Annotated in this window: 17 protein-coding genes; 15 read left to right on the top strand and 2 right to left on the bottom strand. The window is 66.0% G+C overall.

Translation table 11 applies throughout. The annotated features are described in order from the left end of the window. The first annotated feature begins 25 nt into the window (after nt 1-25). The 6 genes from dgcA to R2601_RS26920 all read left to right on the top strand — a co-directional run bounded on the left by dgcA (nt 26) and on the right by R2601_RS26920 (nt 5,549). Entirely contained in the window at nt 26-991 is a 966-nt protein-coding gene (gene dgcA, locus R2601_RS04845; protein WP_040544367.1) for an N-acetyl-D-Glu racemase DgcA, read from the top strand. 44 nt (nt 992-1,035) lie between these two features. Continuing rightward, nucleotides 1,036-1,899 carry a D-amino-acid transaminase gene (locus tag R2601_RS04840; protein WP_007794403.1) on the top strand — a complete coding sequence of 288 codons (864 nt, stop codon included), beginning with the start codon at nt 1,036-1,038 and terminating at the stop codon, nt 1,897-1,899. 489 nt (nt 1,900-2,388) lie between these two features. Continuing rightward, entirely contained in the window at nt 2,389-2,856 is a 468-nt protein-coding gene (locus R2601_RS26620; RefSeq protein WP_144266894.1) for a hypothetical protein, read from the top strand. After that, nucleotides 2,846-3,418, top strand: a complete 573-nt coding sequence (locus R2601_RS04835) for a hypothetical protein (protein WP_083793896.1) — start codon at nt 2,846-2,848, stop codon at nt 3,416-3,418. The genes R2601_RS26620 and R2601_RS04835 overlap by 11 nt, the downstream gene beginning before the upstream one ends. A gap of 179 nt (nt 3,419-3,597) precedes the next feature. Next, a complete protein-coding gene (locus tag R2601_RS04830; RefSeq protein WP_007794398.1) occupies nt 3,598-4,617 on the top strand; it encodes an IS110 family RNA-guided transposase in 1,020 nt (339 codons plus the stop codon). A gap of 488 nt (nt 4,618-5,105) precedes the next feature. Then, nucleotides 5,106-5,549 (top strand): pyridoxamine 5'-phosphate oxidase family protein, encoded by a 444-nt coding sequence (locus R2601_RS26920; protein ID WP_007794395.1) that lies wholly within the window; start codon nt 5,106-5,108, stop codon nt 5,547-5,549. Here R2601_RS26920 and R2601_RS04820 read toward each other — a convergent pair. Next, nucleotides 5,519-6,727: a TIGR03862 family flavoprotein gene (locus tag R2601_RS04820; protein ID WP_007794393.1), complete on the bottom strand. Its 1,209-nt coding sequence runs from the start codon at nt 6,725-6,727 to the stop codon at nt 5,519-5,521. The genes R2601_RS26920 and R2601_RS04820 overlap by 31 nt on opposite strands. Nucleotides 6,728-6,801: 74 nt before the next feature. Between R2601_RS04820 and R2601_RS04815 the strand changes: the two genes are divergently transcribed. Together R2601_RS04815 and R2601_RS26760 are read left to right on the top strand one after the other, a co-directional pair. Beyond that, complete coding sequence (locus R2601_RS04815; RefSeq protein ID WP_007794389.1) at nt 6,802-7,095, top strand: HNH endonuclease family protein; 294 nt, start codon at nt 6,802-6,804, stop codon at nt 7,093-7,095. A 123-nt stretch (nt 7,096-7,218) separates the two neighbouring features. Further along, a complete protein-coding gene (locus tag R2601_RS26760) occupies nt 7,219-7,368 on the top strand; it encodes a hypothetical protein (protein ID WP_154657514.1) in 150 nt (49 codons plus the stop codon). A gap of 39 nt (nt 7,369-7,407) precedes the next feature. Here the strand turns inward: R2601_RS26760 and R2601_RS04810 are convergent, their stop codons facing one another. Beyond that, a complete protein-coding gene (locus R2601_RS04810; protein ID WP_040545156.1) occupies nt 7,408-8,667 on the bottom strand; it encodes a glycosyltransferase family 4 protein in 1,260 nt (419 codons plus the stop codon). Nucleotides 8,668-8,853: 186 nt separating this feature from the next. Here R2601_RS04810 and leuS point away from each other — a divergent pair, with 186 nt between their 5' ends. From leuS to tolA, 7 genes are all read left to right on the top strand, one after another. Beyond that, nucleotides 8,854-11,424 carry a leucine--tRNA ligase gene (leuS, locus tag R2601_RS04805; protein WP_007794382.1) on the top strand — a complete coding sequence of 857 codons (2,571 nt, stop codon included), beginning with the start codon at nt 8,854-8,856 and terminating at the stop codon, nt 11,422-11,424. Further along, nucleotides 11,411-11,896 (top strand): LPS assembly lipoprotein LptE, encoded by a 486-nt coding sequence (gene lptE / locus R2601_RS04800; RefSeq protein ID WP_007794378.1) that lies wholly within the window; start codon nt 11,411-11,413, stop codon nt 11,894-11,896. Before leuS ends, lptE begins: the two co-directional genes overlap by 14 nt. After that, nucleotides 11,893-12,921: a DNA polymerase III subunit delta gene (gene holA, locus R2601_RS04795; protein ID WP_007794375.1), complete on the top strand. Its 1,029-nt coding sequence runs from the start codon at nt 11,893-11,895 to the stop codon at nt 12,919-12,921. The genes lptE and holA overlap by 4 nt, the downstream gene beginning before the upstream one ends. Before the next feature lie 77 nt (nt 12,922-12,998). Further along, nucleotides 12,999-13,388 carry a tol-pal system-associated acyl-CoA thioesterase gene (gene ybgC / locus R2601_RS04790; protein ID WP_007794373.1) on the top strand — a complete coding sequence of 130 codons (390 nt, stop codon included), beginning with the start codon at nt 12,999-13,001 and terminating at the stop codon, nt 13,386-13,388. A gap of 158 nt (nt 13,389-13,546) precedes the next feature. Then, complete coding sequence (gene tolQ, locus R2601_RS04785; protein ID WP_007794370.1) at nt 13,547-14,242, top strand: protein TolQ; 696 nt, start codon at nt 13,547-13,549, stop codon at nt 14,240-14,242. 3 nt (nt 14,243-14,245) lie between these two features. Next, entirely contained in the window at nt 14,246-14,728 is a 483-nt protein-coding gene (tolR, locus tag R2601_RS04780; RefSeq protein WP_040544365.1) for a protein TolR, read from the top strand. Nucleotides 14,729-14,738: 10 nt separating this feature from the next. After that, nucleotides 14,739-15,926: a cell envelope integrity protein TolA gene (gene tolA / locus R2601_RS04775; protein ID WP_050768406.1), complete on the top strand. Its 1,188-nt coding sequence runs from the start codon at nt 14,739-14,741 to the stop codon at nt 15,924-15,926. The last annotated feature ends 56 nt before the right edge of the window (nt 15,927-15,982 follow it).

The raw sequence follows: 15,982 nt of genomic DNA, 5'->3' as shown, positions 1-15,982 counted from the left end.
ACGACACAACGAAGGGGCAGGGCTCTTGAGCATCGAGGTCACGCGCGACACGTTCAGACTGGCACAGGTCTTCACCATCTCCCGGGGCAGCCGCACCGAGGCCAAGGTGCTGACCGTGAAGATCACCCGCGACGGGGTGACCGGCTGGGGCGAATGCGTGCCCTATGCGCGCTACGACGAGACGCTCGAGAGCGTGACCGAAGAGGTCGCAGGCCTGCCGGCCGATGTGAGCCGCGCGGCGCTACAGGAGCTGCTGCCCGCCGGCGCCGCCCGCAATGCCGTCGACTGCGCGCTCTGGGATCTCGAGGCCAAGGCGCAGGGCAAGCGGGTCTGGGAGCTTCTGGGTCAGCCGAAGCCCGGCCCGGAGATCACCGCCTACACGCTGTCGCTCGACACCCCCGAGAACATGCAGGCGCAGGCCGCCAAGAACGCCGCCCGACCTCTGCTGAAGGTCAAGCTCGGCACGCCCGACGACATGCCGCGGCTCGAGGCGGTGCGCCGGGGCGCCCCCGACAGCACCATCATCGTCGACGCCAACGAGGGCTGGACGGCCGAGGTCTATGCCGATCTGGCGCCGCATCTGGTGCGGCTCGGCGTGGCGATGGTCGAGCAGCCGCTGCCCGCGGGCGATGACGACGCGCTCATCGGCATGGAGCGCCCGGTGCCGGTCTGCGCCGACGAGAGCGCCCATGACCGCGCCTCTCTGCCCGGGCTCAAGGGCAAGTACGACATCGTCAACATCAAGCTCGACAAGACCGGCGGCCTGACCGAGGCGGTGGCGATGCGCGCCGCGGCCGAGGCCGAGGGCTACGGCATCTTCGTCGGCTGCATGGTCGGCTCGAGCCTTGCCATGGCGCCCGCCGTTCTGGTGGCGCAGGGCGCCGCCTTCACCGATCTTGACGGCCCGCTGCTTCTGGCAGAAGACCGCCCCACCCCCCTGCTGTTTGACGCGCAGGGCGTGCATCCTTCCGAGCCGGCGCTTTGGGGCTGATCCCCGCCCGCCGCTCCCGACCGACCTGACTGGAGACCCCTTACATGACCCGCACTGTCTACGTTAACGGAGAGTACCTGCCCGAGACCGAGGCCAAGGTCTCGATCTTCGACCGCGCCTTCCTGATGGCCGATGGCGTCTACGAGGTGACCTCCGTGCTGGGTGGCAAGCTGATCGACTTCGAGGGCCACCAGAAGCGGCTCGAGCGGTCGCTGAACGAGCTCGACATGAAGAAGCCCGCCGCCTTCGACGACCTGATCGAGATCCACCGCAAGCTGGTGGAACTCAACGGCATCGAAGAGGGGCTGATCTACCTTCAGGTCACCCGTGGCGCGCCCGGCGACCGCGACTTCGCCTTCCCCGACCCCGAGACCACCGAGCCGACGCTGGTTCTGTTCACCCAGAACAAGCCCGGCCTCGCGGACAACCCGACCGCCAAGAAGGGCATCAAGGTGATCTCGATCGAGGACATCCGCTGGGGCCGCCGCGACATCAAGACGGTGCAGCTGCTCTACCCGTCGATGGGCAAGATGATGGCCAAGAAGGCCGGCTGCGACGATGCGTGGATGGTCGAGGACGGCTTTGTCACCGAGGGCACCTCGAACAACGCCTATATCGTCAAGGACGGCAAGATCATCACCCGCAACCTGTCGACCGACATCCTGCACGGCATCACCCGCGCCGCGGTGCTGAAATTCGCCCGCGAGGCGCAGATGGTCGTCGAAGAGCGCCCCTTCACCATCGAGGAGGCCAAGGAGGCCGACGAGGCGTTCTTCACCTCGGCCTCGGCCTTCGTGATGCCGGTGGTCGAGATCGACGGCGCCACCATCGGCACCGGCACGCCGGGCGACGTGGCGGCCCGCCTGCGTGAAATCTATCTCGAGGAAAGCCGCAAGGTCGCGGTCTGATCGACGAGACGCGATTGGCTTCTCAAGCAAGTCAGAAGGGGCGTCCGAATGCGGGCGCCCCTTTCAGGTTTCAGACAAAAGCGACCGTCCTGTCAGGTCGCTGACCCAGATCGCATGTGCCAGGGATAAGTTGTCGTTCGCGCCCCATGCGGCGGACGACGGCTTCGAGCCCGACCTACGCCTTCGACGGACTGCAGCGAACGGCCGCTCTGCCGTGCAGCCCAAACCGTGCGAGCACCACATGGATTTTGCTTTGGGGTTCTGCCCTGGCTAAACCCATGAAAACGCTTAGGAACGTGTGGCCGGATAGAAACGACCGTTTTTGGCGTATAGGTTGTGTCAGGGGGGTTGGGTCTCAATTCTGGTGTCACTGAAGTTCGTGCTGTTCCTTTGGGGTTGCACGGGCTAGATAAACTTCTAATATTACCGGTAACTAATTCACTGACTGAGAGGCGTGATACGTATCAACGAACGGCAAGGTATTTGAAATTGGCTTTTCTCAAAACATTCAAAGACGAAATTGCCTCCACCGCTGCGATCATTTCAATAATCTCAGCAATCGTTCTAATCGTGTCCGTTGCCATCAGCGCTCGGCAGTTCTATTTAGCCCGCCAAGCCGTTCAAGCACAGGCCATTGGAACCTCGCTTGCGCACGGTAGAGACCTATATGATGCGTTAGCGGCAAACGCTGATCTCGCCGAGAGGCTCTTTGGAGTAGAGCCTCCGCAGCTAGAAGAAACAGTTTTTGTCCAAAAGACACTTAGCTTTTTCTCAGAACAATACATTTACCGTGATGGTGGCCTGATCGACAATGAAACGTGGGAACTAGTCCAGCGAGATATGTGTCAGACCTATCAATCACCTGGCTTTCTCAGGATAGCCGCTCCTTTACTTGACCGTGGCGATTTTCCAAATAACTTCACCGAAGTTTTAAGAGGGTGCAGCGATGCGCAATAGACTTGTTGGATTAGTTCTCAGCGCCGTACTTTATACGTTGCCTGCTCATGCTTGGTTCTTCCAGCCTCCACCTGGAACGGTTTCAGAGGAGACGCTGGCGCGCTTTCAAGAAGCGGCAGTGAACACTCTCGAGGGTTTGGCGCTGATCCACGACGTGCTGCTGCAAATAGAGCAGGACGAGACGAGCGTTAACTCCTTAGAAACAACTTCTGCTGCGATAGAGAGGCTTACTTCAGCTGCGGAACTGTTCCAAGGTTTGCAGACAGACGACTTACAAACGCTCGTCGTGTCAATAGAGGCCGTCGCACAAATTGATGAGGATGCTATCCAGCTGGTAGGGAACGCGGAGATCGAGACTGCAGCCGATCTGGCACGCTATTCTAGTGACCAAAGTTTAGAACTAGCTGGATTGGTGAGTACGCTTCAGGAAATTGATTTTGGCCCGGACGCAGCTGCAAGTTCTGAAGGTCGCACGACAGTAAATCGTCTCGTTTCGAACATCTCCACTATGATGATCGTTGTAAACTCTGTGTCCGGAGCGCTGGCGTTGGAGACACAATAAATGACTCAACCAGCTACTATAACGCAGAAAAATGCCAAAACTCGTAGGTTTCTGGAACGGGACAAAAACGACCGTTTTTGTCCCGTTCCAAAAGCAGATGGGGTGGATGGCTCCCGCTCCCGGCGTCGCAACACGCCATACTGCAGGTGTCAGAATCTGCGATCGAAAGGAGCCACCCCATGCAAGTTACCACCGTCGGCCTCGACCTGGCCAAGAACATCTTTCAAGTCCACGGAGTGACCGGGACCGGAGAGGTTGCCTTCAACCGACCGTTGAGACGGGCGCAGGTGCTGGCGTTCTTCGAGCGACTGTCGCCCTGCCTCATCGGCATCGAAGCCTGCGCATCGAGCCACCATTGGGCGCGGGAGCTTTCGCAACTCGGCCATACCGTCCGACTGATGCCGCCAATGTACGTCAAACCCTACGTGAAGCGTGGCAAGTCCGATGCGGTCGACGCCGAAGCGATCTGCGAAGCCGTGACAAGGCCCACGATGCGCTTCGTCGAGATCAAGTCCGAGGAGCAGCAGGCACTCTTGTCCTTGCACCGCGCGCGTGACTTCATCGTGCGCCAGAGGACGCAGCTGATCAACATGGTCCGGAGCCTTGCAGCGGAGTTCGGGATCACCATCGCTCGGGGCGTCGCGCGCGCCATCGAGTTCGCCAGGTCCATCATCGACGGCAAGCAGCCGGAACTGCCCGATCTGGCCCAGGACGTTCTGCGCGTCCTCAGCCGACAGTTGGTCGATCTGCACAATCGCCTCGGCTGGTACGAGATCACGATGCGTATTCAGGCCCGTCTCAGCCGCCAAGCTCAACTCCTGCAGACCATTCCCGGCGTCGGGCCCGTCACTGCCTCGGCCGTGGCCGCTACGATTGGGTCGGGCCGCCAATTCCGGAGCGGTCGAGAGTTTGCGGCGTGGCTTGGCCTGACACCACGCAATCATTCCAGCGGTGGTAAAGAGCGGTTGGGAAAGATCACCAAGATGGGTGACCGATACCTACGCCAGCTTATCGTTGTCGGTATGACATCGCGCATCCGGCAAGTTGCGACCCGCCCCGAGCGCGCCGACCCCTGGCTGACGAAGCTGCTGCAGAGAAAGCCAGCGCGGCTTGCGACTGTCGCCATGGCGAACAAGACGGCCCGGATCATGTGGGCTGTATTGACCAGAGACGAGCCCTACAAGCCGCACGCCGTATGAGACGGCGCGCGCCAACGAGATAGCAAGACCAACGATGTGATGGTGTACCGTTCAGCCGCAACGATCAGGACGCTCCGACGAATGTCCCGGGCGCCATTGCCCGCAAAGCAGATAGGAACCTGATCTGCGGATCCCATCAGGGCCAGCGGCGATGACCGCATCAACAGGCCGGACACAAGACCGCTTCTGAAAAGGTACACGCAATCTCATTTAAGCCTTGCTATGCGGGGGCCATCCACACAGGACCTTTGGCGGAAGTCGGCTTCGTCCGCATTGCGGTCGTTCGCCTTGCGGCATCCAAGGTTCGGTTTGGGTCGGACATGCTCGGCGGTTGCGGCGGGATTGCTTGCCACCGCACGCAGTCAAACCCCAGTAAACCGAAGCTTCGATCCGCTTTCGCTCGGCGTTTGACACGCCCCTTTCGTCTGTTGACGGCCCCGTCGCGTGCCATCAGGGTCGACCGGGCCACGGAGACGGGAGGAGGCGGGATGGAAGACAGGGCCATTTTGTGCTGGCTGGCGACGGTGTCCGAAGAGGGGCTGCCGAACGTGTCGCCGAAGGAGGTCTATGCCGAGCCCTCCGAGGGCGTCTTCCTGATCGCCGAGATCGCATCGGGTCGCAGCCTGCGCAACATCCGCGCCAACCCGGCGGTCTGCATCAGCCTGATCGACGTGTTCAGCCAGCGCGGGAGGCGTCTGGAAGGGCGCGCCCGTGTCGTGCCAGCGGACAGCGAGGGGTTCGACGCGCTCGCCGCCCCGCTGCTGGCGCAGGTCGGCACCCGCTTCCGCATTCGCAACGTCATCGCCGTCGATGTGAGCACCGAAAGTGCCGTGCGCGCGCCAAGCTATCTCTTCTATCCGGAAACCGAGGTCGCCGAGATGCGTGAGGGCGCGATGCGCAGCTACGGTGTGCGGCCGCGTGACGACAGGTAGCGCGCCGCATGGCGTCCGGCCCAGAGCCCGGTCGCGAAGCAGGCGGTGAGCAGGTAGCCGCCGGTCGGCGCCTCCCAGTCGATCATCTCTCCGGCCACGAAACAGCCTGGGCGCTGCGTCAGCATCAGGCCCTCGTCGAGCGCCGCGAAGGCGACGCCGCCGGCGGTCGAGATTGCCTCGTCCATCGGGCGCAGCCCCTGATGCGGCAGCTCAAGTGCCTTGACGGTGCGGGCCAGCGTGCCCGGATCCTCGGGCAGGGGGCGGGCGCATTCCATCAGCAGGGCGCGGGCGGCGGGCGAGAGCTTCAGCGCGCGGCGCAGGTGGTTCGACAGGCTCTGCTTGCCGCGGGGCTTCGCGAGCCTTGCGGTCAAAGCCTCCTCCGAGACATCCGGCGCGAGGTCGATGACCAGAGCCGCGCCCTCGCGCAGCGCCGGCGACAGCGGGTAGAGCCCGCCGCCCTCGAGCCCGCGCGCCGAGATCACCGCCTCGCCGCGCGAGACCAGACCGCCGGCGCGAAATGCCACGCCCTTGAGCGGCGCGCCGAACTGCGGTGCCATGTGCTCGGACCAGTCGACGCAGAGACCTGCATTGGCCGGCCGGAACGGCGAGACCTCGATGCCTTGTCCTGCGAAATGCCCGGTCCACTCGCCGTCCGAGCCAAGACGGGCCCAGCTCGCTCCGCCAAGCGCCAGCACCGTCACGCGCGGCCGCAGCGCCAGCGTGCCGTCGGGGGTCTCGAAACGGGTTTCCTCGCCGTCCCAGCCGGTCCAGCGCCAGCGCGTGTGGCGCTCGAGCCCCATGGCGTCGAGCCGTGCCAGCCACGACCGCAAGAGCGGCGAGGCTTTCATCGCGGTGGGGAAGACCCGGCCCGTGGAGCCGGTGAAGGTGGTCTGGCCCAGCCCCTCGGCCCAGGCCTGCACGGTCTCGGGGGTGAACTCGGCCAGCATCGGGCGCAGCGCCGCCTCGGCGCTGCCATAGGCCGCGAGGAACGGCCCGAAGGGTTGAGCGCGGGTCAGGTTCAGCCCCGACTTGCCCGCCATCAGGAACTTGCGCCCGAGCGATGGCTTGGCCTCGGCCAGCAGCACCCTGTGCCCGGCCGAGAGCAGCGCGTCGGCGGCCATCAGCCCGGCCGGGCCGCCGCCGATCACCAGCGCCTCGATCTCGTGCCCTGCCTGCATCAACGCCCCCTTGATCCTGCCGTGAATGGCGCCAGTCTTCTGCCCTGCCAGACGCCCCCGTTCAAGAGCCGCGCATGACCGATCCGATCTGCCCCCTGTGCCTGCGCCCGATCCCGCCAGAGGCGAAACAGAGCCTGCATCACCTCGTGCCGAAACTGAAGGGCGGCAAGGGCGGGTCGGTCGTGCGGCTGCACCAGATCTGCCACAACGAGATCCACGCCACCTTCACCGAGGCCGAGCTGGCGCGCGCGTTCAACACCCCCGAGGCGCTGCGCGCCCATCCCCGCATGGCGCGCTTCCTCGCCTGGGTCGGCAAACGTCCGCCGGCCTTTCATGCGCGCAGCAGCGGTGGACGGCGCAAACGCTAGCCCGGCGTGGCGCCGCGAGCACGCGCACGATCCTGCCATAAAGCGTGACTTGATCCGGATCGCCGGGAAGCCCACCTTCCCAGTCACAAAAAGACGCCCAAGAAAGAATCAGAGGCAGAGCAGATGTCGATCAGAACAGAATTGTGGGGGATGTGCGGCCTGTTGGTCGCGCTTGTCGCCCTTCTCATGCATCCCGATGGCGAAGCCGAGCGCAAGGCGCTGGAATGGGCCGCGCTGTCGGCATTCTCGGCCGAGAACTTCGCGCTGCGCTAGGGGCGCCGCGACAGCCGCGGGTGGAGAGCTGTGGCCGCGTCAGTCGCGGGCCGGCCGCGGCGTCTGCGCCAGCAGTCGTTCGACCCACTCGATGTGCTGCGGCAGGCAGCGGGTTCTGAGATCGTAATGCTCGCGCACATGGGCGCGGGCAGCCTGCCCCAGCCGGGCGCGGGTCTCGGGATCGTCGAGCAGGGTGCAGAGCCGGTCGGTAAGGCTCTTCACGTCGAAGAAATCGACCATCCAGCCGGTCTCGTTCTCGGTCAACGCCTCGCGCACCGGCGCGGTGTCGCTGGCGAGGATCGCGCAGCCCGCGCTCATCGCCTCGAGCAGGGACCAGCTCAGCACGAACGGGTAGGTCAGGTAGACGTGCACCCGGCTTACCTGCATCATCGACAGGAACCGGTCATAGGGCACCCGGCCAAGGAAGTGCACGCGCGCCCAGTCTTCCTCCGAGATCCGGTCCTTCACCTCGTCGATGAACGTCTGTTTCCAGGTGGTGCCCTTGGGCGGCTTCGAGCCGTAGCTCACCTCGTCGCCGCCGATCAGGGTGATCTGCGCATTGGGGCGCCGCCGCAGGATCTCGGGCAGGGCGCGCATGAAGATGTGGTAGCCGCGATAGGGCTCGAGGTTGCGGTTGATGAAGGTGATGACCTCGTCGTCGCGGGTCAGCACCTTGCCGTCGCCGACCTCGAGCGTTGCGTCCGGGTTGGGGCGCACGAGATCGGTGTCGATGCCGTCATGCGCGACGGTGATGCGGTCCTGCCAGGCCTCGGGAAAGGTCGATGCCTGAAACCGCGTCGGCGAAATGCCGGCATCCATGATCTCTTCGTGGAGCCGGTTGTTGAGGTTCTTCATCCGGATGCGCAGCGCGTTGGTGTCCGGCGGGGCCTTGTCGAACTCCGGGTCGAAGCCGACGAAGGGCTTCGACGCCAGGTGATAGAGCTCGCAATACAGCCCCATCCGGGCGCGCGGCCAGACATCCTTGAGGAACATGCTCTCCCCCCAGCCGTGATGGGCGAGAATCACGTCGGGGGTGAAGCCCTGCTTCTTCAGTTGCACTGCCCCGTTGTAGCAACTGGTGCCGCGGATCAGCTTGGTCTCGAAATCCCCGAGCCACGGGTGGATGCCCTGGGTGCTGCCGCCGTTGATCTTGTAGGGCAGGACGCGCACCCCATTCCACTGCGTCGGCTCCTTCACCTTGAGGGTCAGCGCCACGACCTCGTGCCCCCGCTGCACCAGTGCGGGCGCGAGGTGCTTGTACTGGCCGGGGAAATTCTGGTGAATGCAGAGAATTTTCATCTGGGCGGTCATCTCGAAATGGCTTTTGCGATTTGTTGCATGAGACGGGGCGCGATCCAACCGCGCAAGCTGCCGGGGGCCGGCGATGCGGGGTGTCGGTTGCGGAAATGTCGCCTTGCACTGGACGCCCCGATCCCATGCGCCTATCACCCCGCCCGAGACCCGTCCGTTCCGAGGGAATAAGAAATGTCGCGTTACGACCCCGCCACGATCGAGCCGAAATGGCAGGCCGCATGGGATGAGGCCCTGACCTTCAAGGCCACCCGCACCGCCGACAAGCCGAAATACTACGTGCTCGAGATGTTCCCCTACCCGTCGGGGCGCATCCATATCGGCCATGTGCGCAACTACACGATGGGCGACGTGATCGCGCGCTACAAGAAGCAGAATGGCTTCAACGTGCTGCACCCGATGGGCTTTGACGCCTTCGGGATGCCGGCCGAGAACGCCGCGATGGCGTCGGGCGGCCACCCCAAGGACTGGACCTATTCCAACATCGACACGATGGTCGAGCAGATGAAGCCGCTTGGCTTCGGGCTCGACTGGTCGCGCATGTTCGCCACCTGTGACCCGGATTATTACGGCCAGCAGCAGGGGCTGTTCCTCGACATGCTCGAGGCGGGCCTCGTCTACCGCAAGAACGCCGTGGTGAACTGGGATCCGGTCGACATGACCGTGCTGGCCAACGAGCAGGTCGAGAACGGCCGCGGCTGGCGCTCGGGCGCGCTGGTCGAGCGCAAGGAGCTCACCCAGTGGTTCTTCAAGATCTCGGACTTCTCCGGCGAGCTGCTGGATGCGCTCGACGGGCTCGACGACTGGCCCGCCAAGGTCAAGCTGATGCAGGCCAACTGGATCGGCCGCTCGCGCGGGCTCGAGTTCGCCTTCTCGACCGTCGATGCCCCCGAGGGCTTTGACCGCATCGAGGTTTACACCACCCGCCCCGACACGCTGCTGGGCGCGAGCTTTGTCGGCATCTCGCCGGATCACCCGCTCGCCCGCACGCTCGAGAAGGACAATCCCGAGCTGGCCGAGTTCGTCGCCGAGTGCCGCCGCATGGGCACCTCCGAGGAAGAGCTCGAGAAAGCCGAGAAGCGCGGCTTCGACACCGGAATCACCGTGCGCCACCCGTTTGACACCTCGGTCGAGCTGCCGGTCTATGTCGCCAACTTCATTCTGATGGATTACGGCACCGGCGCGATCTTCGGCTGCCCGGGCCACGACGCGCGCGACCACGAGTTCGCCACCAAGTATGGCCTGCCGATCGTCGAGACCTTCGTGCCGCTCGAAGGCGAGATCGACATCTCCGCCGAGCCCTTCGTGCCGCAAAAATCGGAAAAGGTCCGCTACACCCGTCTCGTGGCGGGCGAAGAGGTCCAGACCGGCGACGAGGCGGTCAACGCGGCCGTTGCGTTCTGCGAAGAGAATGGCGTCGGCCACGGCGTCACCAAGTACCGCCTGCGCGATTGGGGCCTGAGCCGCCAGCGCTACTGGGGCTGCCCGATCCCGGTGGTGCATTGCGAGGCCTGCGGCGTGGTGCCGGAGAAGAAGGAAAACCTTCCGATCCAGCTGCCCTATGACGAGGGTGGCAAGCCGATCGACTTCTCGATCCCCGGCAACCCGCTCGACCGTCACCCGGACTGGCGCGATTGTGCCTGTCCGTCCTGCGGCGCGCCCGCCCGGCGCGAGACCGACACGATGGACACTTTCGTCGACAGCTCGTGGTACTTCGCCCGCTTCACCTCGCCGGATGCCGACACCCCCGTCGATCCCGAGGAGGCCGCGTACTGGATGAATGTCGACCAGTATATCGGCGGCATCGAACACGCGATCCTGCACCTGCTCTACTCGCGCTTCTTTGCCCGGGCGATGCACCTCACCGGCCACCTGCCGGAGAAGTGCAAGGAGCCGTTCAACGCGCTCTTCACGCAGGGCATGGTGACCCACGCGATCTACCAGACCAAGAGCGCCGAGGGCCGTCCGGTCTATCACTACCCCGAGGCGGTGGAACTGCGCGACGGCAGGGGCTTCCTCGAGGACGGCACCGAGGTCGAGATCATCCCCTCGGCCAAGATGTCGAAGTCGAAGAACAACGTCGTCGACCCGGTGGCCATCATCGGACAGTACGGCGCCGACACCGCGCGCTGGTTCGTGCTGTCGGACAGCCCGCCGGAGCGCGACGTCGAATGGACCGCGTCGGGGGCCGAGGCCGCCAACAAGCACCTCTCCCGCGTTTACCGCGCCTGCGCCGAGATCGCGGCGGGCGACGTGCCGCCGACCGGTGAGGACGAGGCGCTGCTGCGCGAGATGCACAAGGCGATCCACGACGTGACCATGGGCGTCGAGAGCTTCGGCTTCAACGCCGCCATCGCCCGGCTCTATGCCTTCACCAACGCGCTGACCAAGTCGCGCGCCGGCACAGAGGCCAAGACCCAGGCTGCCAAGGTTCTGGCGCAGCTGATGTCGCCGATGACGCCGCACCTCTCGGAAGAGATCTGGCAGCTGCTGGGTGGCGAGGGGCTGATCGCGGATGCGGCATGGCCCGAGGCCGACGAGGCGATGCTGGTCGAGGACACCGTGACCCTGCCGATCCAGGTCAACGGCAAGCGCCGCGGCGAGCTGACCGTGCCCAAGGACATGGCCAAGGAAGAGATTGAAAAACTCGTGCTGGCGCATGAAGCTGTGGAACGGACCCTGCAGGGGGCCGCGCCGAAGAAGCTGATCGTTGTCCCGGGCCGGATCGTCAATGTGGTTGCCTGATCGCAGAACCTTCCTGATCTCGCTCGCAGCCCTCGCGGGCTGCGGGTTCACGCCGGTCTACGGGCCTCAGGGCGGCGGTGGCCAGCTGCTGAACGCCGTGGCCCTGCCCGAGCCAGACCGACGCTACACCTATGATTTCAATGCGCGCTTCGAGGAACGGCTTGGCCGCGCCTCTGGGCCCTACATGCTGAACCGCTCGATCGACGTGACCTCGAACGGGCTCGGTTCGCTGGCCGACGGCCAGACCACCCGCTACCAGCTCACCGGCCGGGCAACCTACAGCCTGGGCTTCGTGGGCAGCGAAGAGGTGCTGATCTCGGGCCAGACCGACGCCTTCACCGGCTACTCCGCCACCGGCTCCACAGCCGCCACGCAGGCCGCCGAGCGCGACGCGCGCCGTCGCCTGATGGTGATCCTTGCCGATCAGGTCATCGACCGGCTGCTGCTCGACGCGGACATGCTGCCGCAATGAAGCTCACCGGGCGCGACGCACAGGCTTTCTTCCGCAAGCCCGACCCGTCGCGCGCGGGGGTGCTGCTCTTCGGCGAGGACGCGATGCGCGTCGCCCATCGCCGGCAGGAAGTCATCGGCGCGCTGGTGGGCCCGGAGGGCGAGGCCGAGATGCGCCTCACCCGCATTCCCGCCAGCGAGCTGCGCCGTGATAGCGCCATGCTGCTCGACGCAATCAAGTCGCAGGGCTTCTTTCCCGGACCCCGGGTGGCCTTTGTCGAGGACGCCACGGATGGCCTGACGGACGTGATCAAGACGGCGCTCGACGAGTGGCGCGAGGGCGATGCCCAGATCATCGTCACCGCCGGGCAGCTGGCCGCGAAATCCAAGCTGCGCAAGCTCTTCGAAGGCTTTCACAACGCCTTTTCCATCGGCATCTATTCCGACCCGCCAGGCCGCGACGAGATCGAGGCAGCGCTCAGGAAGGCGGGTCTCGAACAGGTCGACCGCGCCGCCTTCGATGCGCTCGAGGGGCTGGCCCGGGCGCTGGATCCGGGCGATTTCCGGCAGGTGCTCGAGAAGGTCGCGCTCTACAAGCTCGACGACCCCGAACCGCTGACCCCGGACGAGGTGGCGCTTTGCGCGCCGGCCTCGATCGAGGCCGAGCTCGACGACATCCTCAACGTGGTGGCCGAGGGCCGAAGCGCCGAGATCGGGCCGCTGGTGCAGCGGCTCGAGGGGCAGGGGGTCAACCCGGTGACGCTGCTGATCATGGCGATGCGCCACTTCCGGGTGCTCTACGCGCTGGCCTCGGCGCAGGGCGGCCCGCAGGCGGGGGTGCAGCGCCTGCGCCCGCCGCTCTTCGGGCCGCGCCGCGACCGGATGCTGCGGCAGGCGCAGAACTGGTCCGCCGACCGGCTCGAGGCGGCGCTGGGCATGCTGATGGACACCGATCTCTCGATCCGCTCCGCGGGCCAGCGGGCGCCGGCGATGGCGCTGGTCGAGCGCGGCTTCGTGCGCCTCGCGTGGCTCAGCAACCGGCGCTAAAAGCCCTTGCCCTCCCGATGCTTGCGCGGCGGGCAACCTGAGCATAGGGTCGCGGCGCGAGCCAGGGGAGCCGACAGATGCAGCATGAGTTTCCGGTCCGGGTCTATTACGAAGACACCGACATGGCGGGGATCGTCTACCACGCCAATTACCTCAAGTTCATCGAGCGCGCGCGCTCGGAATGGGTCAAGGGCATGGGCATCGACCAGAACGCCCTGCGCGAGCACGAGGGCGTGGTCTTCGTGATCCGCCGCATCGAGGCCGATTTCCGCGCCTCGGCCCGGTTCGACGACGAGCTGGTGGTGCAGACCCGGGTACAGTCGGTCAGCGGCGTGCGGCTGGTGCTTCACCAGGAGGTGCAGCGCGCCGGCGAGGCGCTGTTCACCGCCGAGGTGACGCTGGTCTCGATGACGCTGGACGGCCAGCCGACGCGGCTGCCTCAGGAGCTGCGCCGCAAGGTGCACTAAGGCCGCCCGCTCGGCGGAGATGCGCCGTCAAAACCCTGTTACAAAGGGCTTTCGCGGCCCTGATGACGCCAATGTGTTGGCGTTCTCCCTGCAAATCCGCTACAATCGTCGCTAACGAGAGCCCAGTGCACACGGGCCCGATGAGGAAGAGCAGGCTAATGGATCCACAAACCCTCCAGCTCGCGCAGGAGATCGACTTCTCCATGTGGGGGCTGTTCGCACGCGCCACCCTGACGGTGAAACTGGTGATGCTGATGCTGGTGCTGGCATCGGTCTGGGGCTGGGCGATCATCGTCGAAAAGATCGTCAGCTACCGCGCCGCTCGCCGCGAGGCGGCGAAGTTCGACCGCGCCTTCTGGTCCGGCGAACCGCTCGACGAACTCTATGACCAGATCGGGCCCGAGCCCAAGGGGCGCGCGCAGCGCGTCTTCGCCGCCGGCATGACCGAGTGGCGCCGCTCGCATCGCGACGATGGCGGGCTGATCGCCGGGGCTCATGCCCGCATCGACCGCTCCATGGACGTGGCGATCCAGAAGGAATCCGAGGATCTGCAGCGCGGCCTGCCGGTGCTGGCCACCGTCGGCTCCACCGCGCCTTTCGTCGGCCTGTTCGGGACCGTCTGGGGCATCATGCACGCTTTCATCGAGATTGCTGCCCAGCAGGACACCTCGCTGGTGGTCGTGGCGCCCGGCATCGCCGAGGCGCTGTTCGCCACCGCGCTGGGCCTCGTCGCGGCGATCCCGGCAGTGATCTTCTACAACAAGCTCTCTGCCGATGCCGACCGCATCATCTCGGGCTACGAGGCCTTCGCCGACGAGTTCTCCACCATCCTCTCGCGCCAGCTGGACGCCTGATCCATGGGCGGAGGGGTGATGAAATCGGGCGGAGGCGGCGGCGGACGCCGGCGGCGCCGCAGCGGCGGCAGATCGCAGCCCATGGCCGAGATCAACGTCACGCCGATGGTCGACGTGATGCTGGTGCTGCTGATCATCTTCATGGTCGCCGCGCCTTTGCTGACCGTGGGTGTGCCGGTCGAGCTGCCCAAGACGGCGGCCAGCTCGCTGCCCTCCGAGACCGAGGAGCCGCTCGCGGTGACGATCACCGCCGACGGCACCGTGACGATCATGACCACCGAGGTCGAGATGGACGAGCTGGTCAACCGCCTCCGTGCCATCGCCGTGGAACGGGCCGACGACCGCATCTTCCTGCGCGCCGACGGGGCGGTGCCCTACCAGACGGTGGCGCAGGTCATGGGCGCGCTGAACCGCGGCGGCTTTTCCTCGATCGGACTTGTCACCGATAGCGGTGGTCCGGCGCTCGACGGCGCGGACGGCGGCTGAGGGGGCCTGATTGCGCAGGAGTTTCTCCATATCCGCCGGGGCGCACGCCCTGGTGCTGTTGTGGCTGCTGGTCGGCAACGTGTTCCGTCCGGATCCGCCGGAGTTCGAGGTCTCGAACGTGTCGGTGATCTCGGAGGCGGAGTTCTCGGCCATGGTCGATGCCGCGCAGGCGCCCGAGGTGCAGACCGAGGTGACCGCCCCGGTCGAGGCGCCGGAGCCTGCGCCGCAGCCCGAACCAACCCCGGAACCCGCACCCCAGCCGGAACCGCAGCCGACGCCGGAGCCGCAGCCTGTGCCCGAGGCGCCGGCCCCCGAGCCCGCGCCGCAGCCCGAACCTGACCCGGCGCCGCAGCCGGCGCCAGAGCCAGAACCTGTGCCCGAACCCGAGCCGGACCCGCTGCCGCCCGCTGCCGAGGCGGTGCCGGAGGTCTCTGCGCCCGAAAGCGCCACCCGCCCGGTGCCGCGTCCGGCGCCCCGCGTGGCGCCCGAGCCGGTCGCGCCGTCCGAGCCCGACGTGACCGAGGCCGAGGAGGTTCAGGAGGCGGCGCAGGAAGAGGCCGACAGCCCCGACGTGGCCGAGGAGGCGCAGGAAGCGACCGCGCCGCCCGAAACCGCGACCGAAATCGTGACCGAGGCCGAAGAGCCCGCCTCGGCGCCGCCCGCCTCGGTGCGTCCGCGCCCGCGTCCGCGCGACATCGCCACCGCGCAGCCGACCCCCGAGCCGGAACCGGAGCCGCAGCCTGCGCCCGCGACACCGAGCGCGCCCGAGGCTGAGCCCGAGCCTGCGCCGTCGCAATCGACCGACTCCGCCGTCGACGCCGCCATTGCGGAGGCGCTGGGGGGCGGGGCCCCGACGCAATCCGACACGCCTGCTGGTCCGCCGCTGACCCGTGGCGAGCAGGATGCGCTGCGCATCGCCGTTCAGCGCTGCTGGATCGTCGACGTGGGCAGCGAGGCGGCCAGCGTCACGGTGACCGTGGGCATGGAGATGGAGCCCTCGGGCCGCGTGGTTAGCTCGAGCCTGCGCCTGATCGGCTCAGAAGGCGGCAGCGCCTCGGCTGCCGACACCGCCTTCCAGGCGGCACGGCGCGCGATCCTGCGCTGCCAGGGCGACGGCTACCAGCTGCCGCAGGACAAGTACGACCAGTGGAAGCAGATCGAGATGACCTTCAATCCCGACGACATGAGGCTGCGATGATCATGCGACCGGCAAGGTCTCGCCCATGGCGGCGGCGGAACTTGGCTGTTCCCGCC

The organism is Salipiger bermudensis HTCC2601 (assembly GCF_000153725.1).
In the GTDB taxonomy this organism is placed as follows: Bacteria; Pseudomonadota; Alphaproteobacteria; order Rhodobacterales; family Rhodobacteraceae; genus Salipiger; species Salipiger bermudensis.
Note: the sequence above shows the minus strand (reverse complement) of the source record. Positions and strands in the feature narration are given on the sequence as shown.